The 13,867-nt window shown below is 68.3% G+C and carries 10 protein-coding genes; 7 read left to right on the forward strand and 3 right to left on the reverse strand.

Going from position 1 to position 13,867, the window contains the following annotated elements:
* Positions 1-18 precede the first annotated feature (18 nt).
* The 3 genes from B116_RS0111485 to B116_RS0111500 all read right to left on the reverse strand — a co-directional run bounded on the left by B116_RS0111485 (position 19) and on the right by B116_RS0111500 (position 3,630).
* The gene (locus B116_RS0111485) at positions 19-984 is read right to left on the reverse strand and encodes a hypothetical protein (RefSeq protein WP_223874563.1); all 966 of its coding nucleotides are present in this window, start codon (positions 982-984) and stop codon (positions 19-21) included.
* A gap of 481 nt (positions 985-1,465) precedes the next feature.
* Positions 1,466-2,878, reverse strand: coding sequence for a sensor histidine kinase (locus B116_RS0111495; RefSeq protein WP_027660173.1), 1,413 nt, complete (start codon positions 2,876-2,878; stop codon positions 1,466-1,468).
* Positions 2,875-3,630 (reverse strand): response regulator transcription factor, encoded by a 756-nt coding sequence (locus B116_RS0111500; RefSeq protein ID WP_027660174.1) that lies wholly within the window; start codon positions 3,628-3,630, stop codon positions 2,875-2,877. Before B116_RS0111500 ends, B116_RS0111495 begins: the two co-directional genes overlap by 4 nt.
* 196 nt (positions 3,631-3,826) lie before the next feature.
* On the opposite strand from B116_RS0111500, the gene B116_RS0111505 reads away from it, so the two are divergent.
* The 7 genes from B116_RS0111505 to argJ all read left to right on the forward strand — a co-directional run bounded on the left by B116_RS0111505 (position 3,827) and on the right by argJ (position 13,814).
* Positions 3,827-4,651 (forward strand): LmeA family phospholipid-binding protein, encoded by an 825-nt coding sequence (locus tag B116_RS0111505; RefSeq protein WP_018724129.1) that lies wholly within the window; start codon positions 3,827-3,829, stop codon positions 4,649-4,651.
* Positions 4,652-4,702: 51 nt separating this feature from the next.
* Complete coding sequence (locus B116_RS0111510; protein ID WP_027660175.1) at positions 4,703-6,940, forward strand: MMPL family transporter; 2,238 nt, start codon at positions 4,703-4,705, stop codon at positions 6,938-6,940.
* 304 nt (positions 6,941-7,244) lie between these two features.
* A complete protein-coding gene (locus B116_RS0111515; protein ID WP_033667585.1) occupies positions 7,245-8,957 on the forward strand; it encodes a thiamine pyrophosphate-binding protein in 1,713 nt (570 codons plus the stop codon).
* Between the two features lies 1 nt (position 8,958).
* Positions 8,959-10,509: an asparagine synthase-related protein gene (locus B116_RS0111520; protein ID WP_027660177.1), complete on the forward strand. Its 1,551-nt coding sequence runs from the start codon at positions 8,959-8,961 to the stop codon at positions 10,507-10,509.
* 103 nt (positions 10,510-10,612) lie between these two features.
* Positions 10,613-11,509 (forward strand): agmatinase, encoded by an 897-nt coding sequence (gene speB / locus B116_RS0111525; protein WP_317888961.1) that lies wholly within the window; start codon positions 10,613-10,615, stop codon positions 11,507-11,509.
* Positions 11,506-12,480: a clavaminate synthase Cs1 gene (gene cs1 / locus B116_RS0111530; protein WP_027660179.1), complete on the forward strand. Its 975-nt coding sequence runs from the start codon at positions 11,506-11,508 to the stop codon at positions 12,478-12,480. The genes speB and cs1 overlap by 4 nt, the downstream gene beginning before the upstream one ends.
* Positions 12,481-12,629: 149 nt before the next feature.
* On the forward strand, positions 12,630-13,814 hold the full coding sequence (gene argJ / locus B116_RS0111535; protein WP_027660180.1) for a bifunctional glutamate N-acetyltransferase/amino-acid acetyltransferase ArgJ: 1,185 nt from the start codon (positions 12,630-12,632) through the stop codon (positions 13,812-13,814).
* Positions 13,815-13,867 lie beyond the last annotated feature (53 nt).

Here is a 13,867-nt window from a genome sequence, read left to right on the forward strand (position 1 = left end):
GCCCCGGTGCTGGTGGAGTTACAGGACACCGGCGCTGTAGTTCTTGAAATAGTGCACGCCATCACTGGCTGTATCCCCCAGCGCCTTTCGCCGGTTAGTGTTGAACCAAAGCTTGTCCTGGTTGGCAACTCCGACCCCCTCTATCTCGAAGAGATTGGGGTAGGCGCTGGAGGTGATCCGGAATGATAGATCCCGGTCCGCTTCTATCGTGCCCGAGGCGGTGGCTATATTACGGTAGACAAGCACGATGCTGACGTTTTCGTGAGTCAGGGGAAAGTATAGGGTGTTGTTGTGGTAGCCGATCCCTTGAGTTTCGAAAGAGGTAATATTGGGGACGGTGCTTCCATTAACGAGCGCATCCTCGATGTTGAGGTCGAAAGTACTGGTTACGTCGATGGTGCCGCTGGTTGCGGAGAGGGGGAGTGTGCCTCGGTAGAAGGTGTGGTGGTTCTTGAAGAGGAAGTAGATATTGTTTGCATCCTTGCTGGTAATTTTCACGCCCGACATGGACTTGTTGAGATTGTTGTGGCGAATTGTATAGCTGCCCACTTGGTAGTATGTGGTTCCTACGTACTTCAGCTTCACAAGGCTCGTGCTGCCCGCCTTCATTGTGACGACGAACATGTAGAAGCTTCCGTTGTTCGAGTGCAGCGCCATGTCATTGGCATGTCCAAGCTGGCTCGTGTAGGTCTGCCCACTATCGCCATTGGTCATGAGCGTGGTGCTTCCGTCGCTCATCTTGGTGCGGTAGATGACTGCTGCGGTATTGCCCTTTTGGATTTTTGCTGAGTAGACGTAGGTGGATCCCACGCCAAAAGCCTGCGTTGAGTAGGAACTATGTGCGTTGCCGAGGGATGCGACCGTGCTGTATGTGTTGAAATAATCTGCGCTGGCGGCTACGGGTGCCACCACTAAGGCGGAAATTGAGGTGACCATGAGTATTGCTATACGCGCTAGATTTCTCTTGACCGTATTTCTTGACACGTGTGTCTCCTCTGATTTTACCAACATGGACAGGTGCTTCTCAATGATCGTGTACCCGTACACGGTCTGGTTGCTGTACTATCAGGACTCAGTGTAGTTTTGGCGCTGGTTGCCCCCTTCGGTGCGTAATCTAAACGTGTAGTTCGGCGAAGCGCAACTCCGTCGCTGTCCATGCCGGACCGCCATGTGCCAGCCGTCTTGGGTGTCGAGCCGGGTCTCTCGTCGTGAATGACGATAATGGCGTCCTCGTCGTTGAGATGGATGCAAACCTCGACCGCCGTGCCGCGGGTGCCGAACCGCGTTGCCGATCTCCGGCGCCGTGGCGCGTCCGGGAATCCAAGAATCGGCCGGGTCGGCGTTGGTCTTTGCCCAGCGGCGTGGCGGGCGTTTGTCGCCCAGCTCCCCGAGCAGTTCTGCCCTCCCCGGCAGTCCTGACTCCACCCCCGGGCAACCTTGACCTGGCTGTTGAGTCCCGGGTTGATCAGACAGCAACGACTGGTAGTCGTACGGTGACTGTCAGTCCCTGCCCGGGTGTCGAGTCCAGGGTCGCGGTGCCGTCGTGTGCTTCGACGATGTCGCGGACGATGGCCAGGCCCAGTCCGGTGCCGCCGGGCGCGGACCGTCCGGGGTCGGCCCGCCAGAACCGGTCGAAGGCGTGCGCCAGCCCTTGGGCGTCGAGCCCGGGACCCGCATCCTGCACGACGAGAACGGCCTCCTCGTCGTCGCGGTGGACGCGAACCTCGACCGCCGTACCGGGTGGGGTGTGCCGAACCGCGTTGCCGACCAGGTTCTGCACCACCTGGCGGAGCGCGATCGCGTCGCCGGTGACGGTCACCCGTTCCGCTACGGCGAGAGTGAGCCGGTGGTGGGTGGCGGTGAACCGGAGGCTGTCCAGCACATCCGCGCAGACCCGGCCCAAGTCGACCTCGTCGTGTGCCAGGGGTTGGTGCGCGTCCAGCCGGGCCAGGGTGAGTAGCTGCTCGACGAGGGCGCCCATCCGGGTGCTCTCGGTGCGGATCCGGCGCATCGCCTCGTCCACGCCGTCCCAGTCGGTGATTCCGTCGTTGAGGTAGAGGTCGGCCCAGCCGTGCACCGCGCTCAGCGGCGTACGCAGCTCGTGTGAGGCGTCGGCGACGAACGTCCGGGTTAACGCCTCGCTGCGTTCACGCTGGTCGAATGCCTCGTTCAGGGCGGTGGCGACGCTGCCGATCTCGGTGCCTGGGTCGCCCACGGGTACGCGTCGGCGCAGGTCGCCACGGCCGATCTCCCGGGCGGTGTCCGCCACGGCGCGCAGCGGGCGTAGCCCGGTGGTGAGTACCAGCCGGGCCAGCGCCACCCCCAGGACGACGATGAGCAGCCCGGCGGCCACCTGGATCAGGACCAGCCGGCGCAGCGTCGCCGCGTTGTCCGCCAGGGTCACCCCGACCACCAGTCCGGTCACCGGACGGACCTGCCCGTTGATCTCCAACGGGAGGGCCTGCTCGGGGGGAAGTAGCTCGCGGCGCACCCGCAGTGCCGTCTCCGGATCGTCACCGATGGTCACCGGATGTGCCGGCAGCTCGTTGATCGGCGGCACCACGGGCCGCCGTGCGTCACCGTGCTGCAGCGGCAGCCGGCCCAGCACCAGAGTGCCCTCGGCGTCGTAGAGGGCCAGGTAGGCGTTGGCGGGCACGAGCTGTTCCATCCCGGCGGTCGGCATGGCCTGCCCGGCGAGGCGGGCCCGCGCCAGGCCCCGGTCGAGGACCAGCTCGATGGTGTTGTCGACCCGCTCGTCAAGGAACCGACGCAATGCCAGATAGGCGGTGACATCAGCGGCCAGCAGCCCGACCACCAGCAGCGCGACCGTGCCCACCAGCAACCGGCCGCGGAGGCTCCGCACGGCCGGGCGCCTCATTCGGGCGGTTCCCGCAGGACGTAGCCGAAGCCGCGCACCGTGTGCAGCAACGGCGGATCCGAGCTGTCGATCTTGCGGCGGAGCTGGCTGATGAACTTCTCCACCACCCCCGGGTCACCGGGGAAGTCGTACTGCCAGACCTGGGCGAGGATCTGCTGCTTGGATAGGACCCGGCCGGCGTTCTCCAGCAGATGCCGCAGCAGCCGGAACTCGGTCGGCGACAGCTCGACCGGCGTACCCGCCCGGGTGACCGTGTGCGCGTCCTCGTCGAGTTCCAGGTCGGCGACGGCGAGCCGGTTGGTCGTGCCGGGGCGCCCACCGAGGCGGCGCAGCACCGCGTTCACCCGGGCGACCACCTCCGCCACGCTGAACGGCTTGGTGATGTAGTCGTCGCCGCCGAGGTTCAGCCCGGTGAGTCGGTCCTCCAGCGAGTCCTTCGCCGTCAGGAAGACCACCGCGAGCTCCGGGAGCCCACGGCGCAGGTCGTGGACCAGGTCGAAGCCGGAGCCGTCGGGCAGCATCACGTCCACGATCGCCAACTCCGGAGCCAGCTCACCGGCGACCCCCAGCGCCTCGGCCCGGGAGCCGGCGGACCGGGCGTCGAATCCGGCGACCCGTAACGTGCGCAGCAGCAGCTCGGCCAGCGCCGGCTCGTCGTCCACCACCAGCACGCGGGCCCGCCAGACCGAGCTCAGCTCGGCGGTTGATCCCGGCCGTGGTTGCCGGGCGGAACGTCCTGTCGGTCCGGCCATGGCGTCAGTATCGCCGGTGCGGGGACCGGGGAACCTGCCAATCGGCTGCCGAACGGCTGACGGTTTGCTGAAGACCCGACAGATCGTCCGCTGACTGCCCCGGGTGGGGCCGGGTTCGAGTCGCCCGATCCGGATCGTCAGCAAACGGGAAGGTACGCCGGAGGGGACCGGCAGGTCGGTGCGTTTGCCTTGGGGCATGAGCCGGACTGATCTGTCGACCAAGGCCCGCCGACCGCGCCGGACCTCCGCCTGGAGCCGGACCAGATCCCGTCGTACCGGATCCCGCCGTACCGATCGCTCGCTGGCCCGCCGGCTGCGGTTGCCGCTGGTGCTGGTCGTCGTCGCGCTGGTGCTGGGCTACGGCGCCGACCGGTTCCTCGCCGCCGCGGTCGAACGGCGGGTGTCCGCGGCGGTCGGCTGTCGCCTCGACGGTGCCGAGCTGACCACCTCGCTGCCCGGCCCGCTCATCGCCCCGCGGCTGGTGACCGGGGACCTGGGTACCGTGACCGTGCAGGGCGCCATCGACACCGAGGCCGGGCCCACCCACCTCCAGCTCTCCCTGCGTGACGTGCACGCCCGGCCGTTCTCGGACGAGCCGGTCGAGGTCGCCGGCGCCGAGGCGACGGTGACCCTCCCGTACGACCAGCTGCCCGGCACCGAAGCGGGCCAGCAGCGGTTCGAGAACGCCGGTGACCAACTCGCCGTGGTCCGGCCGGGCGTGGTCCTGGGCGGCGACATTCGCGTGCTCATGGACCTCGCGGTGGCCGGCGCGGAGCTGGTGCTCACCCCGGCCACGGTCGAGGTGGCCGGGCAGCAGCTACCCGTGGACCTGGTCGCCCCGCTTCTCGGCGTACGCGACCCGGAGCTCGCGGGGCAGTTGGAGCCGCGCCAGGTCGCCCTGCCGGGCCTCCCGAACGGTCTTACGCCCGACAGAGTCGCCGCCGGCCCCGATGGCCTGACCCTGCACGCCAGCCTCGACACCAACGAGCTCACCTCCGCCGCGGGCGACTGCCGCGCGTGACACCCCTTGATCCAGTGACCCAGGCCCACCCCACTCCCTTCGGAGGTTTCCTTGCGTAACGCCCTGTACTCGTACGGCCGGTTGGCTGCCCGCCGGCCCTGGCAGCTGCTCACCGCCTGGCTCCTGGTGGCCGTGGCCGTCGTGGGCGCGTGGGTGGCGGTGGGCACCAGCATCGACGACGCCATCACCATTCCGGGCAGCGACAGCAGCCGCGCGCAGGAGATCCAGAATGCGGTCTTCCCCGCCTCCGCGCTCGGCAACGGCACCTTGGTGTTTCACGACGCGGACTCCTCGGTCACCTCGCCCGAGGGGCGGGCGGCGATCGAGGCTTCGCTGCTGGCGGTGCGGGATGTGGACGGGGTGACGCAGGTGGTGCCCCCGTTCCCGCAGGAGCCCGGCCAGCCCGCGCCGCGGATCAGCGCCGACGGGCACACCGCGTACGCGCAGGTCTACTTCGATGTGCCGTCCGCGGCCCTCAGCGAGCAGGATGCCGACCGTGTGTTGGCCGCCGCCAGCCCGGCCGTGGACGCCGGGCTGGAAGTGCTCCCCGGAGGTCAGCTCGCCCAGGCGGCGACCGGCGATCCGGGGCACCGCAGTGAGTTGATCGGTCTGGCCGTGGCCGCCGTCGTTTTGCTGGTGGCCCTCGGCGCGGCCGCGGCGATGGCCCTACCCCTGGTCTCCGCGTTGGTCGGTCTGGTGCTCGGGCTCGCCGCCATCGGACTGCTCAGCCAGGTAGGAGCGATCCCGGACATCGCGACGACGGTGGCGAGCATGATCTCGCTCGGCGTCGGCATCGACTACGCGCTCTTCATCGTCGTGCGGTACCGCACGGCCCGGCAGGAGGGGCAATCGCACGAGCGGGCGTTGGGGGTCGCGGTGGCCACCGCGGGTGCGGCGGTGCTCTTCGCCGGCGCCACCGTCGCCGTCGGCCTGGGTGGTCTGCTCCTGGCCGGGCTGCCGCTGCTGACCGCGCTGGGGTGGACCGCCGCCGTGGCGGTTGGGCTGTCGGTGGTGGCCGCGGTCGGCGTGCTGCCGGCCGTCCTCGGGGTCGTCGGCTCGCGGCTCGACGCCGGGGCGCTGCCACGGCGTCGGTCGAAGAAGGCAACGAAGGTGGGCTGGTGGCACCGGACCGGCGAGCGGACGGCCCGGCGGCCGTGGCTGGCAGTGGTCGGCTCGCTCCTGGTGCTGGCGGTCTTCATCGCGCCGGTGGCGGACCTGGAGCTCGGCCAGCAGGACGGCGGCCACGACCCGGTCGGTACGCCCACCCGGCAGAGCTACGACCTGCTGGAGTCGGCGTTCGGCCCGGGTGTGAACGGGCCGCTGCTGGTTGTCGCCGACCTGGGGGACACCGCCCAGACCGACCCGGCCACGGTGCAGCGGCAGGCCGCCGCCCTCAGCTCCGCCCTGACCGACGTGCCCGGCGTGCAGTCCGTGCAGGGGCCGCGGGTCTCCACCGACGGCAGTGGCGCGCTCTGGCAGGTGGTGCCGACGACCGCCCCCAGCGACCCGGCCACCGGTGACCTCGTCACCCAGCTGCGCGAGGAGATCCTGCCGCCGCTGGCGACCGACGGTACGCAGCTGCACGTCGGTGGGCAGACCGCCGCGAAGATTGACTTCACCGACCAGGTGGCGGAGCGGCTGCCGCTGGTGCTGGCGGTGGTGATCGCGCTGAGCTTCCTGCTGCTGGTCGTCCTGTTCCGATCCTTCGTGATTCCGCTGACCGCCGCGCTGATGAACCTGCTCTCCGTCGGCGCCGCGTACGGCATCCTCACCTTCGCCTTCGCCGAGGGGCACCTCACGGGGCTGCTCGGGCTGGACGGGCCGGTGCCGATCGAGAGCTACATCCCGCTGATCCTCTTCGCAATCCTGTTCGGACTGTCGATGGATTACGAGGTCTTCCTGGTCTCGTCGATCGCCGAGCGGTGGCACGCGGTCCGGGACAACCGGCGTGCGGTGGTGACCGGGCTCGGCTCGGCGGGACGGGTCGTCACCGCGGCAGCGTTGATCATGTTCAGCGTCTTCATCAGCTTCGCCGGCCAGGACAACCCGTTGATCAAAATGTTCGGGGTGGGGCTCGGCGTGGCGGTGCTGCTCGACGCGGTGGTCGTCCGCGGGTTCCTGGTGCCGGGGATCATGGTGCTGCTCGGCCGCGCCAACTGGTGGTTCCCCCGCTGGTTGGACCGGTTCATGCCCCGGGTCGACCTGGAGGCGTCCCCCGTGACCGACGAGACGCCCGATGGGCTCCCGCCGACCGACGCCCAGGTCGCCCTGGAACGCGTGAGCGAGTAGCCGTCCCCATCGGTGCGGACCGACCTCCGCCGGAATGTCCAGCCGGACCCCTGGTGGGTGTCCGTCCAGCCGAACGCCTCGCCCGCGACGCCGAACCCGCGAACTCGCCAACTGGACGGCGAGTTCGCGGGCGTTGCGGGGTCGTTCGCGCCCGTGCCACTGGGGCTCTGTCGTGCAAGGAAATCGTCAAAGTACTTGCAAGTCCGCCACTGCAGGGTGATGCCAGCCGGCCGGGCCTCGGAGCGCATCCACCAGCGGTCCGGGGCCCGGCTCAGGAGCATCTTTCCTATGAGCGGGAGCCCCCATGTCACGAGTGTCGAGCATTCCGGACAACGGTGAAACCACCGCCCGTCTCCTCCTGCAGCGTCTGCGTGACCACGGGATCACGAACGTCTTCGGCGTTGTTGGACGGGAGGCTGCATCGATCCTCTTCGACGAGGTCGAGGGCCTGGACTTCATTCTGACCCGGCACGAGTTCACCGCGGGTGTCGCCGCCGACGTCCTGGCCCGGATCACCGGCCGGCCGCAGGCCTGCTGGGCAACCCTTGGTCCCGGCATGACGAACCTGACCACCGGTGTCGCCACGTCGATCCTTGACCGCTCGCCGGTCATCGCACTCGCCGCGCAGTCGGAGTCCCACGACATCTTTCCGAACGACACGCACCAGTGCCTCGACTCCGTCGGCGTCATGCGACCCATGACGAAGTACGCCCGGGAACTGGAGCGCCCCAACGAGGTCACCGACCTGGTTGATTCGGCGATCAGTGCCGCTATGAGCGAGCCGGTTGGGCCGAGCTTCCTGTCTCTCCCCGTCGACCTGCTCGGCGCCGCGGCTGACCTGTCATCGCCCCGGCCGCCGACCCACCCTGTCGCCAAGCCCGTCGCCACCGTCGACGCGAACTGGCGGCACGCGGCCGACCAGGCAGTGGACCTGCTCGCCCGCGCCGAGCACCCGATTCTGGTGGTCGGCGCGGCGGCGATCCGCTCCGGGGCGGTCCCGGCGCTCCGAGAGCTGGCCGAGCGACTTCGGATCCCCGTCGTCACCACCTACCTGGCCAAGGGCGTGCTGCCGCACCGACACGAGCTCAACTACGGTGCCGTGACCGGCTATATGGATGGCATCCTGTCCTTCCCCGCGCTCGAGACCCTTTTCGGCCCCGCGGATCTCGTGCTCACTGTCGGCTACGACTATGCCGAGGATCTGCGGCCCTCGATGTGGGGCCGAGGCGGGCCCAAGAAGACCGTGCGGGTGTCACCGACGGTCAATCCGATCCCTCGGGTCTACCGCCCTGATGTCGATGTGGTGACCGACGTCCTCGCCTTCGTGGAATATCTGGACGAGCGGGCCACCTTCGCGGCGAAGACCCCGCACGACATCTCCGCCCTGCGCGCCCGGGTCGCCGAGTTCCTGGCTGACCCGCAGAAGTACGCCGACGGCATGCGGGTGCATCAGGTCATCGATGTGATGAACACCGTGATGACGGAGACCGCAGATGCCGGACAGGGCACCATCGTGTCGGACATCGGCTTCTTTCGACACTACGGTGTTCTGTTCGCCCGTGCCGACCAACCGTTCGGCTTCCTCACCTCGGCGGGCTGCTCCAGCTTCGGATACGGCATCCCGGCCGCCATCGGAGCCCAACTTGCGCGTCCCGGTGAGCCGACGTTTCTGATCGCAGGCGACGGTGGCTTCCACTCCAACAGTGCCGACCTGGAGACGATCGCCCGCCTGAACCTGCCGATCGTCGCGGTCGTGGTCAACAACGACACGAACGGTTTGATCGAGCTTTATCAGAATCTCGGGCACAAGCGTTCACATGACCCCGCGGTGAAGTTCGGTAGCGTCGACTTCACTCAACTGGCCCAGGCGAACGGCATCGACGCGGTACGCGCGACCAGCCGTGAGGAGTTGCTTGCTGCCCTGCGTAAGGGGGCGAGTTCCGGAGGGCCGTTCCTCGTCGAGGTACCGGTCAACTACGACTTCACGTCCGGTGGTTTCGGGGCACTGAGTATCTGACATGGTCACTACACTGCCCGCTGCGACCGGCTTCCTGGCCGTGGCCTCACCAGATAGCGGAGTCGCGCTCCGGCCGGCCTTCGCCGCGCAGGGTTCCCGAACCGTGGTGCGGGAGAGCAACGGTAGGCAACATCTGTACGCGGTCCTGCTGCACGCTGGTGCTGTCCCCGATGGGTCCGTGGCCCGCCGCGGCGGCACCGCCGTGCTACTCGCCGGGGAACTCTACAACCAGCCCGACCTGTGTTCGCTGCTGCCCGACGGTGCCGCCGCCGACAGTGACGTCCATCTGGTGCTCGCGCTGCTCGACAGATACGGCGTATCCGCGTTCCGGCTGTTGAATGGTCGGTTCGCGGTCGTCGCGATGCTCGGGAACCGGGTCCTCCTCGCGACCGACCACGCGGGTTCGGTGCCGCTGTACGTGACCGCCAGGCCAGGCCAGGTCGCAGCGGCGACGGAGGCGAAGAGCCTGGCCGGCACGGCGGGCGTGGGCGTGCCGCCCGGCGCTCGGTCCCTGGCGGCGCTGCCCGGCGCTCGGTCCCTGGCGGCGCTGCCCGGGGTGTGCCAGCTGAGGGCCGGCATGGTCCTGGAGATCGATGTCGCGAAGGGCGCGACAGATGTCCACCGCACCTGGAGGCCGCCGCTCGAGCGTCGCATCCTGCCCGAGGGGGAGGCCACTGACCTGGTCCGGGACACGCTACGGCACGCTGTGCGGGCCCGGACCGGGACGGACACGCCCTTGGTCGTCATCTCCGGCGGCATCGACTCGTCGAGCGTCGCGGCGCTCACGGTAGAGGCGGCTGGCGGCGCAACAATCGACACGCTGGCGATGGGCTCCGAGCATGACAACGAGTTCCCCGAGGCCAGGACCGTCGCCGAGCACCTGGCTACGCGACACAGCGAAATCATCGTGCCGACCGCCGATCTGCTGGCCCAACTGCCGTACGCCGTCTGGGCGGCGGAGACCACCAACGTCGACATCATCGAATATCTGCTGCCACTGACGGCGCTCTACCTTCGGGTAGGCGATACGCCCCGGCGCATCCTCACCGGGTACGGTGCCGACATCCCCCTCGGCGGTATGCACCGGGAGGGCCGGCTACCCGCGCTGGAGCAGGCCGTCAGCCATGACATGGCCACCTTCGACGGGCTCAACGAGATGACCCCGGTCCTGTCCGCCGTCGGGGGCCACTGGTCCACACACCCCTTTTGGGACCGCGAGGTGTTGGCGGTCCTGACCTCGCTCGAAGCCGGGCTGAAGCACCGCTACGGGCGAGACAAGTGGGTGCTACGTACCGCGATGGCAGATCTGCTGCCGGCGACGACCGTGAATCGGCCGAAGCTCGGGGTGCACGAGGGCTCCGGCACCACCGCCGCGTTCTCCGCGTTGCTCGTCAGTGCCGGGGTGCCCCCGTCCCAATTGCGCGAAGCCAAGTATCTCGTCCTCCAGGCGCTGTTCCGCCGAGTTGTCGCCAATGGAGAGCACCCGGATGCTGTTGACTTCGCGAAAACTGTCGACGAGGTCGCCGGAATGCAACGCCGGTCCGTCGGATGACGAGCGGCTTCCGTGTGTCCTGACCTTCGACCGGAAGAGCGGTGAAGTGGTGGAACGTATAGACACAAGCATCTCACCCCGCTACGCCCAGATCCCCACGTTCATGCGGCTGCCCTTCGACCGATCCCCTCGCGGTTATGACGTTGTGGTCGTCGGCGCACCCTACGACTCGGGGGCGAGCTATCGGCCCGGCGCTCGGTTCGGCCCGCGTGCCATCCGTTCGGAGTCGGGCCTCATCCACGGTGTCGGAATAGACCGGGGCCCGGGCACCTTCGACCTGATTCGCTGCGTCGACGCGGGTGATCTCGACCTCACGCCGTTCAACATGCAGATCGGCATGGACTCGGCCCAGCGGGGGCTCGAACAACTCCTGGAGCACAACGCGGCGCTTCTCATGCTCGGCGGCGACCATTCGATGACGTTGGCCGCCCTGCGCGCTACCGCCGCCAAACACGGGCGCCTCGCCGTCCTGCACCTCGACGCGCACTCGGACACCAACCCACCGTTCTACGGCGGCGAGTACCACCACGGAACCCCGTTCCGGCACGCCATCGAGGAAAAACTCATAGACCCGCACCAGACAATTCAGATCGGGATCCGTGGCCACAACCCGCGACCTGACTCACTCGACTACGCGCGGGGGCACGGCGTACGGATCGTCACCGCAGACGAGTTTGCCGCGCATTCCGCGGAGAGCGCGGCAGCTCTTGTGCACAGCGTCGTGGGGGACAGCCCCCTCTACGTCTCCGTGGACATCGATGTCGTCGACCCCGCCTTCGCGCCTGGCACGGGTACTCCCGCCCCCGGTGGTCCCTCATCGCGCGAGATCCTCGCCCTGCTGCGCGCGGTCGGCGCGCTGCACCCGGTCGGTTTCGACGTCATGGAGGTATCACCGCTCTACGACCACGGCGGCATCACCGCGATCCTGGCCACCGAGATCGCCGCCGAACTGCTGTACCAATACGCGCGTGCCCATCACCCGGAAGGGAAGAGACCATGACCACGATCGACTGCAGCGCCTACTCGACGCAACTGCTCGCTCTCGCCGCTCGGCTGCCCCGGGTGCCGCGTGCCGACCTGTACGGCTTCCTGGAAGCGGCGAAAGGCTTGTCCGGCGAACTGCCCGGCGAGCTCGGCGACGCGCTTGACAAGTTCAACACGAACGGCAGCGTCGACGGCCACCTTGTCCTGTCCGGGCTACCAGTCGAGGACGAGGGGGCCCTGCCGGCGACCCCGACGAGCACCCCGGCACCTGAAGATCGGCCGCTGCTGACCATGGAGGCGATGCTAGCGATCTTCGGCCGGCGGCTGGGCCTGCACACCGGCTACCAGGAGCTGCGTAGCGGGACCGTCTTCCACGATGTCTATCCGTCACCCGGAGCGCATCATCTCTCCTCCGAGACCTCCGAGACGCTGCTCGAGTTCCACACGGAGATGGCGTACCACGTCCTGCAGCCGAACTACGTCATGCTCGCCTGCTCCCGGGCCGACCACGAGCGGCGAGCCGCCACGCTGGTGGCGTCCGTGCGCAACGCGCTACCCCTGCTGGCCGCCACGACCCGCGCTCACCTCTACGAGCGGCCGATACCGTGTGCGGTTGATGTCGCGTTCCGTGGCGGCGTCGACGACATCGGCACGATCGCCGCCGTCAAGCCGTTCTATGGCCCCGAGTCGGACCCGTTTCTCGGCTACGACCGGGAGCTGCTCACCCCCCGGGACTCGCGGGACGTCGCGGCCGTCGCGGATCTGTCGAACGCACTTGACAAGATCACCGAGGCGGTCTACCTCACCCCCGGGGACGTCCTGATCGTGGACAACTTCCGAACCACACATGCTCGTACCCCGTTCAGCCCCCGCTGGGACGGGCACGACCGCTGGCTGCACCGCGTCTACATTCGTACCGAGCGCAACGGTCAGCTCAGCGGCGGTGAGCGCGCGGGTGACGTGGTGGCGTTCACCCCCCGCCGGTGACGCCGCGATGGGTGGCGGCCGAGTGCTGACGGAGTGACCACAGACTGGCGAACGCCGCGCGGCCGGCCCGGGCCGCGGCGGCTAGCCGGATAATGGCGGTTGAGCACAGGTTCCGTGTTCGGCTCGGCATTCAGGAGGACAACCCACTCATGACCGACAGCTCTGTCTCCGCGCCACGGGGCTTCGCGGTGCACACCGCCCACGTGGGCATCCGCGAGGGCGAACGGGACGACCTGACCATCCTGTTCTCGACGCTCCCGGCCGCCGTCAGCGCGGTCTTCACCCGGTCACGGTTCGTCGGTCCCAGTGTCACACTGAGCCGACTGGCCGCCGCCGACGGGCGGGCCCGTGGGGTGGTTGTCGTCGCCGGAAACGCGAACGTAGCCACGGGGGCCCGGGGCCTCGAGAACGCGCGTGAGCTGCGGCTTCTTGCCGCGAAGGCGATTGGGGCAGCGGAGGAGGAGCTACTGGTCGCCTCCACTGGTGTCATCGGGCGGCAGTATCCGATGGATGGCTTGCGAAAGCATCTCACCGCTGTGACCAAGCCTCCGGCGGACAGCGGGTTCGTGCGGGCGGCACGGGCGATCATGACGACCGACACCCGGGAGAAGATCGCGGTACGCCGGATCGGCGACGCCACGCTCGTCGGCATCGCCAAGGGCGTCGGCATGATAGAGCCGGACATGGCCACGCTGCTGACCTACTTCGCCACCGACGCACGGCTGGCCCCCGGGGAGCAGGACCGCCTCTTCCGTCGCGTGATGGACCGCACCTTCAACGCGCTCAGCATCGACACCGACACCTCCACCAGCGACTCGGCGGCCCTCTTCGCCAATGGTCTGGCTGGCGAGGTCGACGCGGAGGAGTTCGAGCGGGCGTTGGCTTCGGTCGCGCTTGAGCTCGTCAAGGAGATCACCCGCGACGGCGAAGGCGCGACCAAGACGATCACCGTTGAGGTGAGCGGTGCCCGCGATGTGGACCAGGCGAAGCGGGTCGGGAAGGCCGTCGTCAACTCACCGCTGGTCAAGACCGCCGTCCACGGCGGTGACCCCAACTGGGGCCGGGTCGCGATGGCTGTCGGTAAATGCTCCGACGACACCGACATCGATCAGGACGCGGTGACGATCCGGTTCGGCGACACGGTTGTCTACCCGCCGGCCGGCACTCCAGTAGATCAGAACGATGACCGGGCCCGTGAGCTCGTAGCCGAGCATCTTGCCCAGGATGAGGTCGTCATCGGTGTCGACCTCGACATCGCGGAAGGGGCCTTCACGGTCTACGGATGTGATCTGACCACCGACTACGTTCGTCTCAACGCGCACTACACCACCTGAGCCAGAGCGGGTGTCGCCGACTGACCCGGGGGCGCGGGTCGATCCACGCCCCG

This window comes from Salinispora fenicalii, from assembly GCF_000514815.1.
GTDB classification, from domain to species: Bacteria; Actinomycetota; Actinomycetes; order Mycobacteriales; family Micromonosporaceae; genus Micromonospora; species Micromonospora fenicalii.

What these genes read in the sequence shown, in the direction of transcription:
- B116_RS0111495 (WP_027660173.1), bottom strand. Translation starts at nt 2,878, where the DNA reads ATGAGGCGCCCGGCCGTGCGGAGCCTCCGCGGCCGGTTGCTGGTGGGC.
- B116_RS0111500 (WP_027660174.1), bottom strand. Translation starts at nt 3,630, where the DNA reads ATGGCCGGACCGACAGGACGTTCCGCCCGGCAACCACGGCCGGGATCA.
- B116_RS0111505 (WP_018724129.1), top strand. Translation starts at nt 3,827, where the DNA reads ATGAGCCGGACTGATCTGTCGACCAAGGCCCGCCGACCGCGCCGGACC.
- B116_RS0111515 (WP_033667585.1), top strand. Translation starts at nt 7,245, where the DNA reads ATGTCACGAGTGTCGAGCATTCCGGACAACGGTGAAACCACCGCCCGT.
- B116_RS0111520 (WP_027660177.1), top strand. Translation starts at nt 8,959, where the DNA reads ATGGTCACTACACTGCCCGCTGCGACCGGCTTCCTGGCCGTGGCCTCA.
- speB (WP_317888961.1), top strand. Translation starts at nt 10,613, where the DNA reads ATGCGGCTGCCCTTCGACCGATCCCCTCGCGGTTATGACGTTGTGGTC.
- cs1 (WP_027660179.1), top strand. Translation starts at nt 11,506, where the DNA reads ATGACCACGATCGACTGCAGCGCCTACTCGACGCAACTGCTCGCTCTC.
- argJ (WP_027660180.1), top strand. Translation starts at nt 12,630, where the DNA reads ATGACCGACAGCTCTGTCTCCGCGCCACGGGGCTTCGCGGTGCACACC.